17 protein-coding genes are annotated in these 19,571 nt (G+C 73.6%); 9 read left to right on the forward strand and 8 right to left on the reverse strand.

The genetic code is table 11. From position 1 onward, the window contains the following. Positions 1–245 precede the first annotated feature (245 nt). Positions 246–1,298: an LLM class flavin-dependent oxidoreductase gene (locus AB0637_RS18395; RefSeq protein ID WP_366174082.1), complete on the reverse strand. Its 1,053-nt coding sequence runs from the start codon at positions 1,296–1,298 to the stop codon at positions 246–248. A gap of 169 nt (positions 1,299–1,467) precedes the next feature. On the opposite strand from AB0637_RS18395, the gene AB0637_RS18400 reads away from it, so the two are divergent. The 3 genes from AB0637_RS18400 (at position 1,468) to AB0637_RS18410 (ending at position 4,365) form a co-directional block, all read left to right on the forward strand. Continuing rightward, a complete protein-coding gene (locus AB0637_RS18400; RefSeq protein ID WP_366174084.1) occupies positions 1,468–1,749 on the forward strand; it encodes a hypothetical protein in 282 nt (93 codons plus the stop codon). A gap of 77 nt (positions 1,750–1,826) precedes the next feature. Further along, the gene (locus AB0637_RS18405) at positions 1,827–2,852 is read left to right on the forward strand and encodes an ADP-ribosylglycohydrolase family protein (protein WP_366174086.1); all 1,026 of its coding nucleotides are present in this window, start codon (positions 1,827–1,829) and stop codon (positions 2,850–2,852) included. 70 nt (positions 2,853–2,922) lie between these two features. Continuing rightward, positions 2,923–4,365 (forward strand): M81 family metallopeptidase, encoded by a 1,443-nt coding sequence (locus tag AB0637_RS18410; RefSeq protein ID WP_366174088.1) that lies wholly within the window; start codon positions 2,923–2,925, stop codon positions 4,363–4,365. A 118-nt stretch (positions 4,366–4,483) separates the two neighbouring features. Here AB0637_RS18410 and AB0637_RS18415 read toward each other — a convergent pair whose 3' ends face one another. The 3 genes from AB0637_RS18415 to AB0637_RS18425 are packed head-to-tail and all read right to left on the reverse strand — an operon-like array spanning position 4,484 to position 7,352. Further along, complete coding sequence (locus AB0637_RS18415) at positions 4,484–5,509, reverse strand: NAD(P)-dependent alcohol dehydrogenase (RefSeq protein ID WP_366174140.1); 1,026 nt, start codon at positions 5,507–5,509, stop codon at positions 4,484–4,486. 5 nt (positions 5,510–5,514) lie between these two features. Then, positions 5,515–6,327: an iron-sulfur cluster assembly protein gene (locus AB0637_RS18420; RefSeq protein WP_366174089.1), complete on the reverse strand. Its 813-nt coding sequence runs from the start codon at positions 6,325–6,327 to the stop codon at positions 5,515–5,517. Beyond that, positions 6,327–7,352, reverse strand: coding sequence for an amidohydrolase family protein (locus AB0637_RS18425; protein WP_366174090.1), 1,026 nt, complete (start codon positions 7,350–7,352; stop codon positions 6,327–6,329). Before AB0637_RS18425 ends, AB0637_RS18420 begins: the two co-directional genes overlap by 1 nt. 149 nt (positions 7,353–7,501) lie before the next feature. Here AB0637_RS18425 and AB0637_RS18430 point away from each other — a divergent pair, with 149 nt between their 5' ends. From AB0637_RS18430 to AB0637_RS18455, 6 genes are all read left to right on the forward strand, one after another. Continuing rightward, positions 7,502–8,998, forward strand: a complete 1,497-nt coding sequence (locus AB0637_RS18430) for a helix-turn-helix domain-containing protein (RefSeq protein ID WP_366174091.1) — start codon at positions 7,502–7,504, stop codon at positions 8,996–8,998. A 72-nt stretch (positions 8,999–9,070) separates the two neighbouring features. Next, complete coding sequence (locus AB0637_RS18435; RefSeq protein ID WP_366174093.1) at positions 9,071–10,003, forward strand: DUF808 domain-containing protein; 933 nt, start codon at positions 9,071–9,073, stop codon at positions 10,001–10,003. A gap of 23 nt (positions 10,004–10,026) precedes the next feature. After that, positions 10,027–11,169 (forward strand): helix-turn-helix domain-containing protein, encoded by a 1,143-nt coding sequence (locus AB0637_RS18440; protein ID WP_366174094.1) that lies wholly within the window; start codon positions 10,027–10,029, stop codon positions 11,167–11,169. Positions 11,170–11,286: 117 nt separating this feature from the next. Then, positions 11,287–12,603 (forward strand): MFS transporter, encoded by a 1,317-nt coding sequence (locus tag AB0637_RS18445; protein ID WP_366174095.1) that lies wholly within the window; start codon positions 11,287–11,289, stop codon positions 12,601–12,603. Between the two features lie 14 nt (positions 12,604–12,617). Next, entirely contained in the window at positions 12,618–13,778 is a 1,161-nt protein-coding gene (solA, locus tag AB0637_RS18450) for an N-methyl-L-tryptophan oxidase (protein WP_366174097.1), read from the forward strand. Between the two features lie 106 nt (positions 13,779–13,884). Beyond that, positions 13,885–14,568, forward strand: coding sequence for an exonuclease domain-containing protein (locus tag AB0637_RS18455; protein ID WP_366174099.1), 684 nt, complete (start codon positions 13,885–13,887; stop codon positions 14,566–14,568). On the opposite strand, the gene AB0637_RS18460 is transcribed toward AB0637_RS18455, so the two are convergent. The 4 genes from AB0637_RS18460 to AB0637_RS18475 all read right to left on the reverse strand — a co-directional run bounded on the left by AB0637_RS18460 (position 14,504) and on the right by AB0637_RS18475 (position 19,327). Continuing rightward, entirely contained in the window at positions 14,504–15,316 is an 813-nt protein-coding gene (locus AB0637_RS18460) for a nuclease-related domain-containing protein (RefSeq protein ID WP_366174101.1), read from the reverse strand. The two genes, AB0637_RS18455 and AB0637_RS18460, sit on opposite strands and share 65 nt — an antisense overlap. An 81-nt stretch (positions 15,317–15,397) precedes the next feature. After that, positions 15,398–16,864: a plasmid pRiA4b ORF-3 family protein gene (locus AB0637_RS18465; protein WP_366174103.1), complete on the reverse strand. Its 1,467-nt coding sequence runs from the start codon at positions 16,862–16,864 to the stop codon at positions 15,398–15,400. An 18-nt stretch (positions 16,865–16,882) separates the two neighbouring features. Continuing rightward, the gene (locus AB0637_RS18470; RefSeq protein ID WP_366174105.1) at positions 16,883–17,938 is read right to left on the reverse strand and encodes an HNH endonuclease; all 1,056 of its coding nucleotides are present in this window, start codon (positions 17,936–17,938) and stop codon (positions 16,883–16,885) included. Beyond that, a complete protein-coding gene (locus AB0637_RS18475; RefSeq protein WP_366174107.1) occupies positions 17,939–19,327 on the reverse strand; it encodes an ADP-ribosylglycohydrolase family protein in 1,389 nt (462 codons plus the stop codon). It lies immediately after the preceding gene. Positions 19,328–19,571: the final 244 nt, after the last annotated feature.

The following is a 19,571-nucleotide window of genomic DNA, read 5'->3' on the forward strand; positions in this document are numbered from 1 at the left end:
ACCCGGAAGCTAAGCCCACCAGCGCCGATGGTACTGCTCGGGAGACTGGGTGGGAGAGTAGGTCACCGCCGGCCACTCACTCTTTTGCAGTGAGATTGTGGTTGAGGGGAGTGGCACCGCTACGGCGGTGCTGCTCCCCTCTTCTGCGTTTACGACCGGCTTCTCCGGTGGCGGGAACGGCCACGGGACCGGTCGTCGACGACGATCGACCAGTCCCGTGAGCGACCGTCCACCCAGCGGTGGGTTCAGACGGCGGGGGTCCAGCCCAGGTGCGGCGCCACGTGCTCGGCGACGGCGGACAGGACGCGACGGTGAGCGTCGAGGGATCCCTCCGCGGGGAGGACGACGACGAGGCCGTCCGTCTCCTCGACCACCTCGTCCGCGAGCAGGCGCTCGACGATGCCGTCGGGGTTCCCGCTCAGGGCGGCGCTGTACCGCACGGGGAAGGGCGAGTCGCCCTTCGGGCGGCCGTCCGACGTCATGCCGGAGGCGTACCCCTCCAGGAAGGGCCGGTGGTCCTCGGCGTCCTGCGCCGTCAGGAACGGCAGCAGGATCCGCCCGGCGGAGACGCGCGCTTCCCGGCGCCCGGCGTGACCGGCGTCGGCGAAGGCCTTGCGGTAGCTGCGGATCTGGCGGGCTTGGACGACGTCGAACGCCTCGCCCGTCTCCTCGGTGTTGAGGGTGGAAACCTGCAGGTCGAAACCCTGCTGCCCGGTGCGGATCGCCGTCGCCTCGCTGCCGGCGCCGTACCAAAGCCGGTCGACCAGGCCGGGGGAGTGCGGGGTGACGGTCAGGTCGCCTCCCGCGGGCACGCCCATGTACTGCGCTGCGGCCTGGGTGACGGGTTCCCCGGCGATGGCTCGCCGGAGGACCTCGATGCGGTGCTGCGCCTCACCGGCGAACCCGCGGGGCGACGCGCCGTGCAGGGGGTCCAAGGCGGCGGCGAGGGGGGCGATCCCGTTGCTGAGACCGAGCTCGAGACGGCCACCGGACAGGAGGTCCACGGTGGCCGCGTCCTCGGCGAGACGCAGCGGGTCCTCGTAGCGCATGGGGATGACCCCGGTCCCGAGGGCGATGCGCTGCGTCACCTGGGAGGCGGCCGCGAAGAACGTCATGGGGGACGACAGGTAGGGCTCGTGATGACGGACCCGGACCCAGGCGGAGTCGAACCCCAGCTCCTCCGCGTGCCGCACCAGCGCCAGACCGTCGCGCAGAGCCTGACCGGCCCCGCCCGAGCCTTCGTCCGCGACGAACGTGAGGAACCCCAGCTCGAGTCGCCGTCCGTGTGCCCGCGCCATGCCGTCCCCAAGTGTTCCTAGCTTCAAGTACCGACTCTTGAAGGTACTACCACTTGTCATCGACTGGCAACGCCGAGTTCGTAGGAGTCGGGCCCTGTGGACGAGCTCACCTCGCCCCTGGCTGACGACCCCTACCGTCGGTGCCGGCGCCGAGGGGGAGGGACACGACGTGCGGTACGGAGTCGAGACGGAGGGACTGAGCGCCGTGGCGTCGGCGGTGCGGGCCCAGGCCGACCAGGCCGCTGCCTTCGCACCGCAGCTGAGCGCGTCCGCCGAGGGAGCCGCCGGCTGGGCCGTCGGCCGGGCGAGGACTGCGGTCCAGGCGCTCTTCGACACCCTGGACCAGGCGGCGTCGGAAGCCGAAGCCGGTCTGCGCCGGGTGGCCGACCAGGTGGCCGCCGCGGGCGGTGCCTACGACGCGGCGGAGCAGCAGCTGCTGCGACCCCGCTGACGGCGGGCCGGGTCCATCCGGGTGGTTCCGTGCCCCCGCTCCTCCTCCGTCGCCTGTCGAGAGCCGACCACAGGAGGGTGAGCACCGGAGTCCCGAGCCCTGCGCGCAGCCCGCTGCGTGCTCGTCGTGTCCGGGGCCTCCTCCACGGCCTGGCCGTCGGTGAGGTCCTCGAGAGCACCTGCGGCAGTGCGGGCGTCGTCCAGCACGGGGTCGCCACCCAGCTGGCCTGCTTCACGGCGGCCGCCGGCATCCGGACCTCCCTGCGGGTCGGCCGGGGAACGTCCGCGGACCCGCGGGCGGACCTGCTGGACGCCTACCGCCGTTGGGCGCAGGTCCGCCACGGCGCGCGGGTGCCGTCGCCCCGGACCGCCTGGCTCGACGACGTACCCCTGCTGACGCGAGCCGCCGGCGATCCGCGCGACACGGTCCGCGCGCTCGTCGCCGGCGGTGCCGGGACGCGCAGGGACCCGGTCTCCACGGCCGACGGTTGGCACGCCCTCGCCCGGGCGCTGCCGCTCGCCGCCCACGTCGTGCGTGACCCGCAGGCCGCGGTCACGGCGGCCGTCGACTCGGTGGCGCTCACCCACGGCCCCCGGGCGTTCGCCCCGACGGCCGTCGCCGTCCTGCTCGCCGCCGCCGCCTTCCGGACGGGGGACCCCGTCGAGGCCGTCGCGGTCGGCCTGCGGGACGCAGTCCTGCTCGGGGTGGACTTCGCAGCCGTGGCCGTCGTCGACGACGCCGTCCGCGCTGCACGGGAGGCACCGGCCTCGACCGTCGTCCTGCGCGGCGGTGCAGCCGACGGCAGTGCCGCAGCCGCGCTGTGGGGGGCCACGTACTGCGTCCTGAGCCACCCCACGACGGTGGACGCCGGGCTGGCGCTGGCCCGCACGGCACCGCACCCCGACGCCGTCGGAGCCGTCACGGGGGCGCTGCTCGGGGCCGCCCACGGGGCCGACGCCCTGCCGCAGTCGGTCCTCACGCGCATCGACCTCGCGTACGTCATCGACCGGCTCGCGCGCGACCTCGCGGTCGTCGACGGGCTGGGCGTGGACGGGGCGGACGGCGCCGACGCCGGCTGGCGCGAGCGGTACGGCCTGGCCTGACCCGTCCCTCCCCGACGTCCGCGGGCGTGCTGGACTGTCCCGGACGGCGGTCTCGAGGTCAGGAGGGGACGTGGCGGAGCGCCTGCGCATCGCGATCGGCGGCATCGCCCTGGAGGCGAGCACCTTCTGCCCGCACCGGACGACCCTGGAGGAGTTCCGCGTCGTCCGCGGTGAGGAGCTGCTCGCCCGCTACGACTGGTTGCAGCGCGACTGGGCGGCCGCCGTCGAGTGGGTCCCGGTGGTCCACGCGTACGCGACGCCCGGCGGTCCGGCTCTCCCCGAGGCGTACGACGTGCTGGAGCAGGAACTGCTGGCCGGGCTCTCCGGTGACCTCGACGGGGTGTTCCTCGACCTGCACGGTGCCCTCTCCGTCCTCGGACGGCGCGACGCCGAGGGCGCACTGGCCCGCCGGGTGCGGGGACGCGTCGGCGCCGGGACGCTCGTGTCCGCGTCGATGGACCTGCACGGCAACGTCTCCCGCGAGCTCGCCGACGCTGTGGACCTCATCACCTGCTACCGGACGGCCCCACACGAGGACGAGTGGGAGTCGCGCGAGCGGGCGGCGCGCCACCTCGTCGCCCGCCTGCACGACGGCGGCCGGCCGCTCAAGGCGTGGGTGCAGGTGCCGGTGCTCCTGCCGGGGGAGCGCACGAGTACCCGCGACGAACCCGCCCGCGGCATCTACGCGCAGGTGCCCCAGGTCGAAGCGCTCGACGGAGTCCTCGACGCCGCGGTGTGGGTCGGCTACGTGTGGGCCGACGAACCCCGCTGCCGCGCAGCGGTCGTCGTCACGGGGGACGACCCGGTCGTGCTGAGGCGGGAGGCGGAGCGCCTGGCGCGCAGCTACTGGGACGCCCGCCACGCGTTCGCGCTCGTGGCGCCGTCGGGTTCGTTCGCCGAGGTCCTCGACGAGGCCGTGGCCAGCGGTTCCCGACCGTTCGTCCTCAGCGACTCCGGTGACAACCCCACCGCGGGGGGAGCCGGCGACTCGACGGTCACCCTGCACGCGCTGCTCGCGGACGACCGTCTCGCCGCGAGTGGCCTGGACGTCGTGCTGTCCAACGTCACCGACCCCGCCGCCGCCCGTGCGTGCGCCGCGGCCGGGGTGGGCGCGCAGGTGTCGCTCGACCTCGGCGGTCACGTCGACACCACCGCACCGCCCGTCCCGCTGACCGGCGTCGTCACTGCGCTCGACACCTCGGCCGGTGTCCGGGCCGTCGTGCGGACGGGGCCGGTGTCCGTCGTCGTCACCGAACGCCGGGCCCCGCTGCACCGCGTGTCGGAGTTCCAGGCCCTCGGGCTCGACCTGCGGTCCGCCGACGTCGTGGTGGTGAAGATCGGCTACCTCGAACCCGACCTCTTCGCGGTCGCCGCCGACTGGCGGCTCGCCCTCACCCCGGGCGGGGTCGACCAGGACCTGATGCGCCTGGGCCACCGGAACCTCGGCGGCCCGGTCTTCCCGTTCGACCCCGACCCGCCGACCCCCGACCTCACTCCCGTCCTCATCCCCTGAGGAACCACTCGAAATCACCGCGCGTGGCCCGGGGGGTGGGGTCGTTGTGACGACGCGCCGGACCTACCGGCGCGATGCGTCAACGACCCCCACCCCGGCCGGCGGCGACCACGCAGCGTCAGGGGACGAGGATCGCCCGCCCGCGCACGCGGCCGCCGTCGAGGTCGTCGACCGCCGTCTGGAAGTCGTCGAGCGCGTACTTCACGGTGTGCAGCTTCACGAGGCCGCGCGCGGCGAGCGCCATGAGTTCCGTGAGGTCGTTGTAGGAGCCGACGAGGTTCCCGATGATGTTGATCTCCGCGGAGATGACGTCGATCGTCGGGACGTCGATGTTCTCGCCGTACCCGACGACGTGGTAGTCGCCGGCTTCGCGCAGCATCTTCAGCCCCTGGGCCGTCGACCCGCCTTCACCGACGAAGTCGATGACGACCTCGGCGCCGTGGCCGCCCGTCAGGTCAAGGACCTGCTCGACGTGCGAACCGTCCGCGACCACCCCGTGGTGGGCGCCGATCGACCGGGCGAGCTCCACGGCGTCGGGGTTGCGGTCGACGACGACGATCTCGGCCGCCGTCATGGCTGCGAGCACCTGGATGCCGATGTGACCGAGACCGCCCGCGCCGATGACGACGACGCGGTCGACGGGCCGCAGGCGCCGGGCCGCCTTCGCCGCCGCGTGGTAGGCGGTGAGGCCGGCGTCGGCCAGGGCGGCGACGTCGGACGGTTCGAGGGAGTCGTCGATCTTCACGACGCTGCGCGCGGAGGTCTTGAGGAACTCGGCGTACCCGCCGTCGCTGTCGATGCCGGGGAACACCTTGTTCGCGCAGTGCACGTCGTCGCCGGAACGGCACGCGCGGCACAGACCGCACGTGATGTTCGGGTGCAGGATCACCTTGTCGCCTTCGGCGACGTTCGTGACGGCGGACCCGACGGCCGCCACCCAACCCGCGTTCTCGTGCCCGATCGTGTACGGCAACGCCACACCGGACTTCTCGGCCCACTGCCCTTCGAGGATGTGCAGGTCGGTCCGGCAGACGCCTGCGCCGCCGACCTTGACGATGACGTCCAGCGGCCCGGTCACCTCCGGGGCGGCGGCGTCGTGCATCTCGAGCTTCTGGTGGTACCCGGTGACGCGGACGGCTCGCATGGTGCTCACGCGGTCTCCCTGGAACTGGTGCTGGTGACGGTCAGGGGCAGGAGGGGGTGCCTGTCCCGCAGGTCGGCGGGTTCGGAACCCTCCGGTCGGAAGGCCTGGTCGGCCTCGGACCCGGGGTAGCGGGTGGCGAGCAGACCGCGGCAGAAGTGCGCGTTCCCGTCGATCGAGATGCGCGTCGAGCGGGCACGGCGCAACCGCAGCGGGACCTCCGCGCGCGGGTACGGGGTTCCGTGGTCGTCGACGAGGACCACGGACGCCGGGTCGAGGCTCAGCCCGAGCGCCGCCCGCCGGCGCAGCAGGGCGTCGGTGGTCCGCTCGTCGCGCAGGTCGGCGAGCGTCACCTCCCCGAGGTCCTCCTCGCGCAGGTCCGCGTCCGCGCGCAGCAACGTCGTGAGCGCGCGCTCCACCGCGGCCGTGTGCGCCTTGCGGCGGAACGTCAGGCGCAGTTCGTCGAGGTTCTGCTCGGCCTCGTGCTTGAACGTCCCGCGGTACCCCGCGTCGGCCGCGAGACCGGCGTTGATGAGGTCGGAGTCGTGGTGGTCGTCGAGTTCGACGACCACCCGTCCCGTCCACGGCAGGTCGGTCAGCACGTCCTTGGTGTCCGAGGCCATGAGGTAGGCGAAGTTCGGTGAGCAGAAGGAGGTCGGCAGCCGCAGGTGTGCGACGACCTCGTCGCCCTGGACCGCGAGCGACCGGACGAACCCGAGGTCGGTGATCGGTTCGTCGAGCTCGGGGTCCAGGACGACCGACAACGCCTTGAACGCCTGCTCCCGCAGGTCGCCCTGGGTCTCGGGGAGGACGGCGGTCATCACGCCACCGCCACGGCCTGCGGTTCGGCGAACTGCGGCGGGTTCGCGACCTGCAGTTCCGCCGGGACGGGGATGTCGTAGAGCGCGGCGGCGTTGAGGCCGAGGATCTTCTTCTTCTGGTCCGTCGTCAGCGGCGCGTACTCGCTCATGTCCTCGGGGATCTGTAAGTCCACGAACGTCTCGACGAGCCACTTCGGGGTCCACAGCGCGTAGTCGCTGGAGAAGAAGATCCGGTTCTCGTCGAGCCAGTAGAGGAGTTCGCCGATGATCTGCGCGAAGTAGCGCGGGCGGGTGTGGATGAACGGCAGCGCCACGGCGAGGCCGGCGTAGACGTTCGGCTCCTGCGTCGCGATCCAGCAGAAGTCCTCCAGGCGCGGCAGCCCGCAGTGCTCGACGACGAAGTTGAGGTCGGTGAAGTCGGTCGCGACGTGGTCCACGTCGGCGACGTCGAACGCGTCGCGGTCCAGCGGGCGGATCGTGGGGCCCTTGTGGACGTGGATGTTCTTGATCCCCAGTTCGCGGCACACCTCGAGGTACTTGTACGTCCAGGGGTCGCTGAGCTTGTAACCGCGGGAGTCCCCGTGCCAGTCCGCCGTGTAGAGCTTGACGCCCTTGAGGTGCATCTCCTGGGCGTCCTGGCGGAGCTGGTCGAGGCCGCGTTCACCGTCGCGCGGGTCGAAGTAGTGGTTGTACGTGAGCTTGTCCGGGTTCGCCGAGGCGAGCTCGAAGGCCTCGCGGGTCTGCCCGAACCCGGTCTTGTAGAACTCCCCGAGCCGGGCCGGCTGGAAGATCGCGTGGTCGACGTACCCGTCGGTGAAGAGGTCCTTCATGAGGCGCTCACCGCCCTGGTACAGGTACTCCTCGTAGGGCCACAGCTCCGAGGCCGGGCTGAGGTTGCGGTGGTAGTCGTAGAAGCAGTCGATGAACTGCTTGCCGTGGATGTTGCGCTGGTTCTCGGGCCGGGCGTCCCAGAGCGCGACGTGCGCGTCGAGGATGAAGTACTTCTCGCCGTCCTTGGTGTACATGCTGCTGCTCTCCATCTGCGGTGACGGGGCGGTGCGTTGGGACCACCGTAGGCACGCGGGCAACCCCGCGGGTGTCCCACGTGTCTCACTTTGAGACGCGAGGGACTGCCGCGGCGCAGGGCGCGGACGTACGCTCCTCGCACCCGACGATGGGAGAGGCCGTGAGCGAGGGAGCTCCGGGGCGCAGCGCCGATCCGCACCCCCTGCGGGCCGGCGTGCCCGTGGCCGGCGGGGTGCCCGACCGCGTCGCCGCGTCCTGGCGGCGCAGCAGCGAGTACGGCGTGCAGACGGAGTCCGTCGAGCCCGTCTTCTCCGGCACCTGGGAGCAGGAGTCGCTGTTCTTCGAGTGCGGCCGGGAGGTGCTCACCGACCTGCACCGCACGCTCGTCGACGAACCGCTGAGCCTCATGCTCACCGACGCCGAGGGCCTCGTGCTCAACCGGTTGTCCGGCGACACGTCCCTGCTGCGCAGCCTCGACGCCGTCCACCTCGCCCCCGGGTTCGCGTTCTCCGAGCGGGAGGCCGGCACGAGCGGGCTGGGGCTGGCGCTCGCCGACCGGCTGCCGACCGTCGTCCGGGCCCAGGAGCACTACTCCACGAGCCTGGCCGGGTACACGTGCGCCGCCGTGCCGGTGCTCGACCCCGTGAGCGGGCGCCTGGAGGGCAGCGTCAACATCACGACGTGGGCCGAACAGCCCGGCAAGCTGCTGCTCGCGCTGGCCCAGTCCGCGGCGGGGGCGACGTCGGCCCTCATGCTGGCCCGCTCACGCGGACGCTCCCCCCGACCCGCACCGCGCGGGGAGGTGTTCCACGTGCAGGCGGGCACCCTCGAACCGGGCAGCGGCACGGTGCAGACCCTGTCCGCTGCGTGGCGCGACGCGGTGCAGCGGGCCGAGGACGCCGTCCGGGCCGGTCGCGTCGTCGTCGCCGTGGGGGAACGCGGCACGGGCCGGGCGACCCTGCTCGCGCAGGCCGTGCGGCGCGCGCGTCCCCGCGACCGCATCCTGTCGGCGAGTCCGCCGGCCCCCCAGGACCTCGACGCGTGGCTCGCCCTGTGGGCGCCGGAGCTGAGCAAGGCCGACACGTCGGTCGTCGTCTGCGAGGTCGACTCCCTGCCCGCCCGCGCCGCGGAGGAGCTGCGTGCGCTCGTCGTCGCGGCGCGCGCCGCGCGACCCGGTCTCCCGGTCGTGCTGACGGCCGAGGACCTCGCCGAGGTGCCCACCCCGCTGGCCGGTCTCGTCGACGCGGTCGTCCCCGTCCCGGCCCTGCGCGACCGGCCGGGCGACGTCCTGCCGCTGGCCCACCACGTCGTGCGGCAGACGCGGGGCCGCGACCTCGACATCACCGCGGCCGCCGCCCGGGCCCTGGAGACGTGCCCCTGGCCGGGCAACGTCGACCAGTTGCACCGGGTCGTGCGCCGCGCCGCGCTGCAGGCGGACACCATCGACGCCCGGCACCTGCCCTCGGAGGTCTTCAGCGGTTCCGGTCACCGCCTCTCGCGCATCGAGGCCGTCGAACGCGACGAGATCGTCCGGGTCCTGACGACGCCCGGGACCACCGTGAAGCAGGCGGCCGCCGAACTCGGGATGAGCCGCGCGACGGTGTACCGCAAGGTCGCGCAGTACGACCTGCGCATCCCCCGGTAGCGGCCGGCAGGCGCGGACCGGGCCTCGTGCCACCCTGGGAGGGCACCCGACGCACCCTGGGAGGAACTCGCCGTGGCCGGTGGACTCGTGGCCCTGCTCGACGACGTCGCGCTCATCGCGCGGGCGGCGGCCGCCTCGGTCGACGACATCGGGGCCGCGGCGGCCCGTGCCAGCGCCAAGGCCGCCGGGGTCGTCGTCGACGACGCGGCCGTCACGCCGCAGTACGTGCGCGGTCTGACCCCCGACCGGGAACTGCCGATCATCCGCCGCATCGCCCTCGGATCGCTGCGGAACAAGCTCCTGATCATCCTGCCGGTGATCCTGGTGCTCAGTCAGTTCGCCGACTTCCTCCTCACGCCGATCCTCATGCTCGGCGGGGCCTACCTCGCGTTCGAGGGGGCGGAGAAGGTGTGGGCCAAGGTCTCCGGGCACGCCCACGGCCACGACGACGGCCCCAAGGACGAGCGGACGATCGTCTCCGGCGCGATCCGCACCGACCTCATCCTGTCCGCCGAGATCATGGTCATCTCCCTCAACGAGGTGACCGACCAGCCGTTCTGGTCCCGGCTCGTGATCCTCGTGGTGGTCGGCGTGGCGATCACCGTCCTCGTCTACGGGGCCGTCGGGCTCATCGTGAAGATGGACGACGTCGGGTTGACGCTCGCCGAACGCCCCTCGGCCGGCGTCGCGCGGTTCGGCCGCGGGCTGGTGAACGCCATGCCGAAGCTGCTGACCGTCCTCACCGTCGTCGGCACGGCCGCGATGCTCTGGGTCGGCGGGCACATCCTGCTCGTCGGCACCGACGAGCTCGGGTTCCACGGCCTCTACGGGGTCGTGCACCACCTCGAGGAGGCCGTCCACGGTGTCGCCGGGATCGGCGGGGTGCTCGGCTGGTTCGTCAACACGCTGTGCAGCGCGGTCGTCGGGCTCGTGGTCGGCGCCGTCGTCGTCCTCGTCGTGACGTTCGTCCGGAACCGCCGCACCACGACGCGTTCCGGGCACTGACGCCGCGCGGCACCATGTCCCGCGTGAGGAGAGCGCTGCTCGACGACGTCCACCGCATCGTCGACGACCTGGCCGAGACGCTCGGCCGCTCCGTCATGCTCGACGACCCCGACCTCGCCCTCCTCGCGGGCAGCCGCCACTTCGGCGACGAGGACCCCTACCGCGTGAGCGTCGTCCTGGCCCGGGGCGCGAGCCCAGAGGCCGTCGCCTGGTTCCGCCGGTTCGACCTCGCCACCGCCGGGGGACCGGTCCGCGTGCCGGGCAACGAGGCGCTCGGGCTGCGGCCCCGCCTGTGCTACCCGGTGCGGGCCCACGGGACGCACCTCGGGGCGCTGTGGCTCATGGACGACGGCCGGCCCGTCGACGAGGACCGCGTCCGCGACGCCTGCCTGCGCCTGGGACGGATCCTCGCCGACCGCGGGCACACCGGGACCCTCGACGGACCCCTCGTCGACGCTCTCCTCGTCCAGCTCGTCCGGGGCGTGGACCCAGGGCACGTGCTCGACCTCCTGCGCGCCGAACGGTTCGTCGACGCCGGCCGTCGTCACGTCGTGGCCGTCGCGCACCCCGGAGGCGGTGCCCGGACGTCGTTGGAGGAGCTCGCGCACCGCGCGGCCCGGGCCGACCAGGTCGTGGACCACCGGATCGTCGCGGTCGAGGAGTTCGCCGTCCTCGTCGCCGCCGTCCGCCGCTCGAGTCCCACGCCCGAGCTGGCCGACGTCCCCGGAGCGGTGGGGGTCAGCGACGTCGGCGAGGTCGAGGACCTGCGCGAGCTGTTCGTCCAGGCGGCGCTCGCGGCCTTCGCGGGGCACCACCTGCACTCCGGGGGCGTGACGCGCTGGGGTGACCTCGGCCCGCTCACCGCCTTCCTTCGGGCGGCCACCGAACCCGTGCGGACCCCCTCGCTCGCCCGCTTCGAGGAACTCCTCGACGCCGACCGCGCGGGCACGGCGGGGGCGACCGTCGCCGCGTACCTGCGCCACGCCGGGGACACGACCGCCACGGCGGCCGAGCTCGTCGTGCACCGGACGACCCTGCGGTACCGCCTCGAACAGGTCGAGGCGCGCACCGGCCTGGACCTCGCCGACGGCCGCGTCCGCGCCGCCGTCCAGCTCGTGTTGCTCGCGCGTGACGTCCGCGTGTCCGGGCTCGTCCCGTTCCTCTGAGGTGAGGAACGTCGGTGGGCAACGTCCTCGTGCGGGCGGATGAACCGGTTCCGCCGCCTGCCGAGACTGGTGGGCACCACCCGGCAGGCGGGTGGCCGCCGACCCCGCGAGGTGCCCGTGACAGCGCAGCCCGAACCCGCCGCGACGACGACTCGTGCCACGCGCCCGACCCTCGACGACGCTCCCTTCAACCGCCTCCACCTCCTCGCCACCGTGTGCGTGCTGGGAGGCGCGGCCCTCGACGGGTACGTCCTGGGGGTCATCGGGCACGCCGTCGAACCCGCCTCGGCCCAGCTCGGGCTGAGCGCCCTCGGGTCGGGGTTGCTGGCCGCCAGCGCACTCATCGGCGTCTTCGTCGGCGGGTTGTTCTTCGGCGGCGTCGCCGACCGGTTCGGTCGCCGTCGGGTGTTCCTGTGGAACCTGCTCGCGTTCGTCGTCCTGTCGCTGGCCCAGCTCGTCGTGGACGGCGCCTGGCAGCTCGTGGCCGTGCGGATCCTGCTCGGCCTCGCCATCGGGGTCGAGTACGCCGTGGGCGCCGCGCTGCTCGCGGAGTTCGTCCCCCGCCGACCGCGCGGGGCGCTGCTCGGATCGATCCAGGCGATGTGGATCGTCGGGTTCGTCGCCGCGTTCCTCATCGGATCCGCGGTGAGCCCGGACGCGTGGCGCTGGTTGCTCGCCTCCAGCGCCGTCCCCGCGGCCGTCGTCCTCGCGCTGCGCACCGGTCTGCCGGAGTCTCCCCGCTGGTTGCACGCCCAGGGCCGCACGGCCGAGGCCGAGACGATCGTGCGCGAGCGCATCGGCGACTTCGCGATCCCCGACGTCGCACCCGCCGCCGCCCGGGCCGGCCTCGCGGAGCTGTTCACCGCCGACCGCTGGCGCCAGTCGCTGTACGCGGGCCTGTTCTGGTTCTGCCAGGTCGCGCCGTTCTTCGCCATCTTCACGTTCGTCGGCCCGATCCTCGCCCTGCTCGACGTGCAGGAGGGTTTCACGGGCGACCTCCTCATGAACCTGCTGCAGCTCGTCGGCGCCGGCCTCGGTGTCTGGGTGCTGCACCTGCTGTCGCGCAGGGCCTTCGTCGTCTCCAGCTTCGCGGTGATGGTCGTCGGTCTGCTCGTCATCGGCCTGTTCCCCGACGCGCCCGGTGTGCTCGTCATCGCGGCGTTCGGCCTCTTCACCCTCGTCATCTCCGGTGCCTCGAACATCCAGTTCGTCTACCCCAGCGAGATGTTCGAGACGCGGCTGCGCACCACCGGCGTCGGTTTCGCGGCCGCGTTCAGCCGGATCGGCGCGGCGCTCGCGACGTACCTCCTGCCGGTGTCCCTGGACTCCCTCGGCGCCCACGGCACGTTGCTCGTGGCCGCCGTCTTCCCGCTCGTCGGTCTCCTCGCCTCGCTCGCCTGGGCGCCCGAGACCCGCCGTTCCGCCCTCTCCTGATCCCGAGGACCCCTGTGACGAACCCCGCTCCCCTCCAGACCGACGTCGTCGTCGTGGGCCTCGGCGCCTTCGGGTCCGCCGCCCTCTGGCGGCTCGCCGCCCGTGGTGTCCGCGTCACCGGTGTCGAGCGGTTCGGCGTCGGTCACGCCCTCGGCTCCTCCCACGGCGCCACCCGGTTGTTCCGCGTCGCCTGCTACGAGCACCCCGCGCTCGCCCCCCTCGCGCTGAAGTCCCTGGCCTTGTGGACCGAACTGGGCGAGAGCACCGGCGACGTCCTCGTGCGCCAGACCGGCTGCCTCAACACCGGGTCGCCGACGAGCGCGCCCGTCGCCGGAACCCTCGCCGCGGCCGAGGCGGCCGGTGTCCCGGTGAAGACGCTCAACGCCGAGGAGGTCCGGCAGACGTACCCCGGGTACGCCTGGCTCGACGACGACGACCTCGGTGTCCTCGACCCGTGGGCCGGCATCTGCTACCCGGAGCAGAACGTCCGGGCGCACGTGGCGCAGGCCCGCCGACTCGGGGCGGAGGTGTTCGAGCACACGACGGTCACCGCGGTGGAGACGACGGAAGACGGGGTGCTCGTCCGGACGCCGACGGCGACGATCGCGGCGCGGCAGGTCGTCGTCGCGACGGGGGCGTGGCTCGGGACGCTCGTGCCGCAGCTGCCGCTCGACCCGCGGCGGATGCCGATGTTCTTCTTCCGCGCCCGTCCCGGCCACGAGCAGGACTACACGCTCGACGCGTTCCCGGCCTTCACCCGGGCGCTCCCGGACGGCACCGAGGTCTGGGGCCACGGGTCGGCCGACGACTACGGCATCAAGCTCGGGTTGCTGCCGAACGGGGAGAACTTCGCACCCACGCAGGCCGAGACCCTCGACCGGTTCGTGCACGCGAGCGACAGCGCCGAGCTCAGCGCGGCCGTGGCCCGCGCCTTCCCCGGGGTGGACCCCACGCCGGCCAAGGCCGCGCCGTGCATGGTGAACAACACACCCGACGAGCAGTTCGTCATCGGCCGCCCGCACGGCACCGACCGGGTCGTCGTCGCCGGTGGTGACTCCGCGCACGGGTTCAAGCACGCGGCCGGCGTGGGCGAGCTCGTCGCCCAGCTCGTCGTGGGGGAGGAGCCCTTCCTCGACGCCGGGTTCGTCGACCCGCGGAGGTTCCGCGCGGCCTGACGCAGGTCTCCGAACCTGTTCGGAGAGTTCGAACGTGGACGGGTCCGGCGCTTCGTGTCGGACCCGTCTGCCATGGTCTCCTCGTTCCACCAGCGAGGAGAGACCCATGACTGCGCTCGACCCCGTGCCACCGCTCCCGCGGGCGGTCGCGTGGCGCTACCGGCACCGGTACGCCGTGCTGGACGTCGAGACCACGGGCTTGCGCCCCGAGGCGGGCGACCGGATCGTCCAGGTCGCCGTGTCGCTCGTCGACCCGCGGGGCGTGGTCGAGCGGTCCTGGTCCACCCTCGTCGACCCCCAGCGCGACCCCGGCCCCGTCGACGTCCACGGGATCACCCGCGAACGGCTCGTCGGCGCCCCCCGGTTCGCCGAGGTCGCCCCCACCGTCGCCGAACTGCTCGCCGGCCGCGTGTTCGTCGCCCACAACGCGGGGTTCGACTGGCGGTTCCTGAGTTCGGAGATGTCCGCCGCCGGAGTTCCGCTGCCGAGCCGTCAGCGGCTCTGCACCTGGCGCCTCGCCCAGCGCCTCGACCTGCCCGTCGAGAACCTCAAGCTGTCGACGCTCGCCGCCCACTGGGGGATCGACCAGGTGCGCGCCCACGATGCCGTCGACGACACCCGGGTGCTCGTCGAGGTGCTGCGCGAGGAACTCACCGCCGCCCAGCGCGGGCGCGTGCGGTTGCCCGTGTGGCGGGTGGGTGGGCGGGATCCGCTCGCCCGGGTCCTCAGCCGCTTGCGCCGAGTCGTGCGGCGAGGTCGGCGAGCAGGTGCAGGAGGACCGCGGCGCTGACACCCAGCACGGTGAGGGCCAGGACGAGGGACAGCACCACCTGTCGAGCGGTCCGGGCCGCGGGGCGGCGCGAGGAACGGGCCTGCGGAACCCGACGCGGAGGTGCAGGTGGAGCCGTGCGGGTTCTCGTGCTGCGCCGACGGGGTGTCGGGTCGCCGTCCAGCCGGCCCCGCAGGAACGCCGTGAGATCGGCGACCTGCTGGTCGTCCAGGACGGCGTCCAGGGCGTGGAGGTGGGCGACGAGGTGTGGTCGGCCGACCACCGTGACACCGGACGCCGTTCCCGTCGGGGAGAAGGGCTGGTCCACGAGGCAGAGCACACCGCGCGTGGGCGTCGTGGCCCGAGGGTTCACCAGCGCTGCGACCGCTGCCGCGGCGGCGGCGACGCCGTCCAGTTCGCCGTCCCGCCGGTACCCGTTCTGACGGAGGACTCCGCGGTCCGACGTCACGCGACCGGACCACTTCTTCGCGTCCACCACGACGATCCCGCCCGGGCCGATCGCCAGGTGGTCGATGTTCGCGAACGGCCGGCCGGGCCAGCGGACGTCGTGGAGCACCTGCCAGGAAGGGTGCAGGTTCGCCAGGGTCTGCGCCACGAGGCGCTCGCCCTCGGCTCCCGTCGCCCAGGCGTGCCGCACCCGTTCGGCGGCGGCGAACCGTTCGTGCGAACCCGTGGTGTTCCGCAGCAGGGCAGCCCGTTCCGCGGCCCGTCGAGCCTTCTCATCGGCCCGGCCGCCGGCAACTCCCACGGCGATCCCTCGGAGCGGTGTGGCCGCCGGTTGAGGGGTGCTCACCCGGACGGCGCACCGTGGTCCGTCGGGGCGCGGGGGTCACCGGGACGTGAGGGCCGTCCTCGCGAACGCGACCTGGGCGGAACTCGGCGGCGGTCCCTCCGCCGCGAGGATGCGCGGGAGCGGCAACCCCAGCCGCCGGAGCAGGGTCATCGACGGACCCGCCAGCCTCCACGCGTCGTGGCGGGTCAGAGGGCGATCCGGCCAGCGCCACCCCAGGTCGTCGAGCGCGGTCGCCGCGAGGACCCACACCGCGTTGTCGTCGGGGTGGCGGCCCGACGCGACGGCCAGCAGGGCGAACAACTGCGCCACCCGGTCCGGCTCGTCCTCGCCGCTCGGGATCGACGCGGCCAGGTGCGCGAGCAGGCGTGCCTGGTCGCCGCGCACCTGCTTCCCGAGCTTCGTCAGCAGGAGGCGCCCGCGGTACTTGCGGACGAGGCCGAGCGTGCGCAGCAGTTCCCGGAACCCCAGGACGGGCAGGGTCTGGGACTCGCGGTTCCCCCTGCCGGGCCACTCCTCGCTCAGGTCGAGCGCCTCGTAGGCGGCGCGGACGTCGACGGGCGCGAGGTAGCCGGAACCGGTCAGTTGCAGTCCCTCGTCGCCGACGCGGTCCAGCATCCACACCACGTCGTGCAGCAGCGCCGCCTGGTCGGCGGGCGAGGGGGCGGCGACGAGGTTCCCGTGCGGCAGCGCGGCGCGCACGAGGTCGTGCACCGTGTGGGCCGTCCCTGAGGGCAGGCGCCGCACCAGGTCTGCCAGTTCAGGGGGGAGACCCGCGGTGTCCAGCCCGTGACCGCCGACGCCGGGTTCCGGCAGCGGGGGACCGGCCGCGATCGCCGCGTTCGCCTCCTCGACGGAGAAGTGCTCGGGTTCGAGGTGGGGGTAGGCGTCCAGGAGGTACTGCAGGTCCACCGGGACGGGCCGACCCTCCCGCTGGTCGCGGGCGAGGTCGAGGACCTGCTGGTACCCCCACGGCCCACCGCAGTCCTCCGGCGGGCACGCGCGCGCCCCGTCGGTGCAGACGACCGGGGGTGCGCCCGGGTCGCGCGGGAGTTCCGCGTCGAGCAGGACGGTGTGGTCCCAGCCGTCGCCGAAGTCGTAGGCGTACTCGAGCCGGTCGCCAGGTGCGAACAGCACCTGGTCGAGGCGGACGGTGTCCTCGCCGATCCCGTCCTCACCCTCGGCGATCTCGAAGCCCGTGAGGAACGGGGTGTCGAACTCACCCTTCACCGCGTCGAAGCGGCGGAACGCGTGCAGGTGCGAGTTCGTCCAGCCCATCGCCCGTTGCAGGGCGTCGTGGACGTCGTCGAGCGTCAGGTCCGACGCCACGTCCAGGCGCCGCCAGACGGGCGGTTCGACGTCGTCGAGCGACACGCGCAGGTGGAACGTGACCGTCTCCTCGCGCGGTCCGGCGACCACCGGGTCCGGTCGTACCTGGTCGAAGAACGCGTGCAGGACCACGGGGTCGACGGGGCCGGGCTCGGGGACGTCCGGGCGACGGGGCATGGCGGAAGGGTACGCACGTCACCAGACCAGCCGGCCGTCGAAGAGGTCGTACACGCCCGGCCCCCGCCACAACGGGGCGCCGGCGGCGGCCGCCCGGTACAACCCGGTCGCCGCCGACCGCACCCGGGCCGTGTCGACGGGCCAGCGCAGCGGAGCGGCGAGTGCCTGCAGGTCCGCCTCGGGGCGGGCGAGCAGGTCGCGGACGTGCTCGACGGCCGGCAGGGTCGCGAGCTTGTCACCGTTGCAGCGCGGGTCGACCGCCACGAGGTTGCGGACCCCGTCGAGGGGGACGCGCGACCACGGGAGGACGTGGTCGACGTGGACGCTCGCCCCGGAGGGCTTGGCGCAGTAGAAGCAGCGACCGTCCTGGAACTCCCGCAGCCCCGGTGCGAGACGGGCGACGGCGGCGCGGTCGGCTCCGAAGAGGAACCCGTGCAGGTCGGGGGCTTCGAGCGCGGCGGCGTTGAGGCGCTGGACGTCGTCGACCCACCACTGCTGCAGGACGGGTTGCAGGAGCGGGGAGACGCGGGCCAGGGCGGTCGGGACGCCGGGGAACAGGTCGATGGACCAGTCGTGGGCGTCGAGGTCGACGACGCTGACCTTCTTGTGCAACCAGGAGTCGTCGTAGAGGAAAGCCGTTCCCGGCGATCGCCCTCCGGTCTTCTGCAACGCGAAGAGGGGTTGCTGGGCGAGGGTGTGGGCCACCGAGCGCCGGGTGCGGGCCCAGGTCCCGGGGTCGTTGGTACGCCACTGGGCGACGCTGGCGTTCCGGGTCCCTTCTGCGGCGCGGCGCGCCTGCGCGATCCTCTCGAGGAGCGTCGTGGTCCCAGGCCGTGATTGTTCGTTCTGCCGCAGCACCCCGAGGTCGGCGTAGACCCGGACCTGCGGCCAGTACGCCTCGACGACCCGTTCCGCGAGTTCGGGGATCGACACCCGCAGACCGTCGTCCTCGCCGACCGGGTGCTCCAGGCAGTGCTGCAGCAGCGCGTCGAGCGTGGCCAGCTTGTAGGTCGACACCCGTCGCCCCGTCGCGAGCAGCTGCGCGAGCCGGGCGCCGAGGTCGAGCGCGTCCACCTAGTGCCGCCGCGCGAGGTCGTCCAGGGCGACGGTGAACGAGGGGTTCTGCTCGCTGAGGTGCGGCCAGACGGACCGGACGCGGTCGGTGGCCTCGCGGGCCGACAACCCCTCCTGCCGGACGAGCCACGCGCGCAGGACGAGTCCCGTGCGCGAGGCGCCGCCCTGGCAGTGGACGAGGACGCGCTTGCCGTCCGCGCGCAGTGCCGCGATGTCCTCCAGGACGTCGTCGAGGACCGTGACGATCTCGGTGTTCTGGTCGTCGTCGGTGAGCTGCACCATGCGCTGGACCTCGTGGCCGAAGCGGCCACCCGTGCGGCACAGCGAGACGACGGCGAAGTCGCTGTCGCTGCGGCGGGCGCCGTCGAGGTCGGAGGCCCACACGCCGTCGGAGACCTCGGTGGGTTCGAGCCCGGCGCTCGGCGGCGGTTCGTAGAGGTCCTCGACCCGGCCGTCGAGCTGCAGGGCGAGGCGCTGCAGGTCCCGCAGCTGCCAGACCCGGTCGCCGAAACCGGGGATGCGGCCGTGCACGACCGACGTCCACCGGACCGGGATGCCCGTGATGCCCGCCCGTGCGCCCGCGAGGGCCCCGGTGACGCACGCGACCGTGTCGGTGTCGCCGCCGAGGTCGACGACCAGCCGCAGCGCCTCCTCGAAGGTGTGGGAGTGCCGCAGCGCCCACAGCGCCGAGCCCAGCGTCGGCCAGACCGCGCCGTTCGCCTCCGTCGCGTCCCGCGGCGACCACGTCGGGTCGCAGGTCCGGACCCACTTCTCCCGGTGCGGTTCGGTGACGAGCGGCAGCGCGTCCGCGACCGCCGCGTCGACGTCCCGGTCCTCCAGCAGGGCGCGGAGGGCCTCGTGGAAGAGTGCGCAGCCCTCGCCGGCCGCGGGGTCGCCGTGGGTGAGGGCGCTCTGCCGCCGCGCGGCGTCCATGGTCACGTCTCGGCCGGCGCCCGCGAAGAACAGGGCGGCCGGCGTCGCGCGCATGAGCGAGCCGTTCCCTGCCGCCCGGTGTCCCGCGCGGACGTGCTCGCTCGCCGCCGCGTCCCACGGCAGGCCCGAGAGGAGGACCGCGGACGTCTGGACGCCGATGTCCGGCGGCCCCGCCTGCGCCCACGTGCGGAAGCGGTCGAAGACGTCCGCCTCGTCCAGCCCGCGGTGCGCGACGAGCGACTCCGCCAGCAGCAGCGCCATCTGCGTGTCGTCGGTGAACTCGCCCGGTTCCCAGCCCAGCGAGCCGCCGCCGCACATCTCCGTGTGCGCGCCGCGCGCCGACGTGGGGAAGCGGGCGCTGTAGGCGTCGGGCGGGCCGAACTCGAACGGTGCGCCGAGCGCGTCGCCGACGGTCGAGCCGACGAGGGCGCCCATCACCCGGTGCTGGCGGTCCACGGTGGCCTCCTCGGTGGTCGGGGTTCGACCCTAGCCAGCCGGTGGTGCGAGGCGCGGGACGGGCGTCGCCAGATGGGAGCGTGGGGAGCCGTCAGAGGGAGCACCGGGCCTGTCCGGCGCCGTGTGCCGGCCGGTGACGCCGCCTGTGGACGGCGGTCGATCGCCTCTCCGACTCCCCGTACGGTGCGGCCGTGAGCGCGTGGCAGGAACCCGGCCCAGCCCCACCGGCCTCCGCCACCGCCGT

Origin of the sequence: Kineococcus sp. NPDC059986 (genome assembly GCF_040702905.1) — a bacterium.
Classification (GTDB): domain Bacteria; phylum Actinomycetota; class Actinomycetes; order Actinomycetales; family Kineococcaceae; genus Kineococcus.